A 2574-nucleotide genomic window follows, 5' to 3' on the forward strand; every position below is an offset into this window, starting at 1 on the left:
AGGGAAACCCACCGCAAAACCCACCCCGACCCACGAGGGAAACCCACCGCAAGACCCACCCCGACCCCAGGGAAAACAGCCGCGAGGCCCGCCCCGGACCTCAGTGGAAACAGCCGTGGGGCCCCCCGCCCCGGAGCTCAGCGGAAACGGCCGCGGGGCTCGTCTCCGGGACCCTTGTCCTCGGGTCCGGGGGCGAGCCCCGCGGCTCCCCTTGTCCCTCTTGGCCTTCCGTCCGTCACGCCGCCAGTGCGTGGCCCGGGTGGAGGACCACCTTGGTGTAGCCCTCGATCCGCTTGTCGAACTTCTGGTACGCGTCGGGCGCGTCGCTCAGCGGCAGCTCGTTGGAGACCACGAAGCTGGGCTTGGCGCGCCCGGCGATGATCAGATCGCGCAGCTGGCGGTTGTACTGCTTGACGTTGCACTGGCCGGTGCCCATCGCCAGACCCTTTTCGAACATCTTGCCGATGGCGACCAGCAGCTGGCCGTGCTTGGCCTGCTCGTCGGGTGCGCCCGGGTCCGAGGGCACGTACAGCCCCGGTACGCCGAGCATGCCGGTGGGCCGTACCGTCTGGATGAGCTGGTTCAGGACGATGGCGGGCTCCTCCTGGCCGGGGTCCTTGTGGGACTGGGCCTGGTAGCCGACGGCGTCCACGCCCTTGTCGGTGCCCTCTCCGTCCGTCTGCTCCTTGATCTGCTCGGTCGGGTCGCCCTCGCTGAAGTCGATCGGGATGGCCCCGATCTCCTCCGCCTTGGCGAGCCGCTCGGGCACCCGGTCGACCACGAACACCTTCGCCGCGCCGCGCAGCAGCGCCGAGTAGGCGGCCATCAGGCCCACCGGTCCGGCGCCGAAGACGACGACGGACTCGCCGGGCTTCACCTGGGCGAGTTCACAGCCGTGGTAGCCGGTCGGGAAGATGTCGGCGAGCAGCACGAAGTCGTTCTCGAACTCATCGCCCGGCGGCAGCTTCAGGCAGTTGAAGTCGGCGAAGGGCACCCGCAGCCGCTCCGCCTGGCCGCCCATGTAGGGGCCCATCGCCACGTATCCGTAGGCTCCGCCGGCGAATCCGGGGTTGACCGTGAGGCAGAACCCGGTCTTGCCGGCCAGGCAGTTCTTGCAGAACCCGCAGGCGACGTTGAACGGCATCACGACCCGGTCGCCCTGGGACAGGGAGGTCACGCCGCTGCCGACCTCCTCGATGATGCCGAGGTTCTCGTGGCCGAAGACGATGCCCGACTCGGCGGCCGTGCGGCCTTCGTACATGTGCAGGTCGGATCCGCAGATCGCGGTCGACGTGACCCGTACGACCACGTCGTTCGGGTGCTGGATCTGCGGATCGTCGACGTCCCTCACCGTCACGTTGAAGGGCTTTTCGTAGACGACGGCTTTCACCTGGGTCACCTCCGCGTCGAACGCTGGACGACGGCGGTGACGGGCCGTTACCGGGGACGCACACGCAGGCGAGGTCGATCGCCCCGTGCCGTGGGCCTCGGGCGTTCTCGCTGCACCGCCGGTACTTCCAGGTAACGCCCCCGCGGCAGGGCCCGCAACCGCGGCGGCCCTCACCCGGACGGGCTCACACCTGGACGATCGGCTCCCGGGTGAACAGCGCGCCCAGCTCGGGGGCGTTGACGCGGCGGTCGGCGAGCCGCAGGGCCTCCCACACGCTCACCTGGTTCGCCGTGAGGACCGGCTTGCCGAGGTCCTTCTCCAGAGCGGGGATGTGGGACGCGGTGTGCAGGGCGGTGTCGGGCAGCAGGATCGCCTCCGCCCGCGGCACGTCCGCCTCCCGCGCCAGCGCCAGGACCTCCGCCTCGCCCCAGGCGGCCACCTCCGCCGCCGTGACGACGCCGGCGCTGCGGGCGGCGACCACCTCGATCCTCCCGGCGCGCAGGAAGTCCGCGAACAGACCGGTGACGTCCTCCGGGTAGGTCGCCGCGAGAGCGACCCGGCGGGCGCCGACCTCGGCCGCCGCGTGCACGAAGCCGAAGGAGGTGGAGGAGGCCGGCATGCCGGCGGCCCGGGCCAGCTCGCGGACCTGTTCGTGCGCGCCCTGCCAGCCGCGTACGAAGCCGCCGCCGTCGCACGCCCACACCAACGCCTCCGCCCCGGACAGGCGCAGCCCCTCCACGCCCTGGGCGAGCCGCTCGGGCGAGCCCATCCCGTACAGCGCGTCCACCCGGCGCGTGGCCTCGCCGATGTCGGTGTGGACCAGGTCCACCCGGATGTCGCTGCCCAGGAGCTGCTCGATGCGCGGATAGTCGTCCTCTGCGAAGTGGCCCGGGTAGAGGAATCCGAGTGCGGTCATCTCCAGCCTTCCTGCTGCTCTTGTTCTTCGGACAGTGGGGCGGCCAGTACGGCCTCACGACTCGGGTACCCCGTCGGCGCGACGCAGCCCCCGTCGCGACCCGGTCGGCCGAGAACAGGTTCCGATGACGCCTGTGAAGGAATGGCGGGGGCTGGAATTCGGCCGGAATACCCTCTCGCGTTCCGGGTAGCGGCGCGCCCATGGTTCCCTACGACAACGGCTCGTCCCCCACGGACAGACCCGGCCTGCGCCGCCGCGCCCTGCTCAC

General features: G+C 71.0%; 2 protein-coding genes. Both read right to left on the bottom strand.

The window, feature by feature from the left end; all coding sequences use genetic code 11:
- Nucleotides 1-235: 235 nt before the first annotated feature.
- Nucleotides 236-1390 carry a glutathione-independent formaldehyde dehydrogenase gene (locus tag RH94_RS38450; protein ID WP_073952911.1) on the bottom strand — a complete coding sequence of 385 codons (1155 nt, stop codon included), beginning with the start codon at nt 1388-1390 and terminating at the stop codon, nt 236-238.
- A gap of 184 nt (nt 1391-1574) precedes the next feature.
- Nucleotides 1575-2306: a maleate cis-trans isomerase family protein gene (locus RH94_RS38455; protein WP_073952902.1), complete on the bottom strand. Its 732-nt coding sequence runs from the start codon at nt 2304-2306 to the stop codon at nt 1575-1577.
- Nucleotides 2307-2574: the final 268 nt, after the last annotated feature.

This window comes from Streptomyces kebangsaanensis, from assembly GCF_001906585.1.
Classification (GTDB): Bacteria; Actinomycetota; Actinomycetes; order Streptomycetales; family Streptomycetaceae; genus Streptomyces; species Streptomyces kebangsaanensis.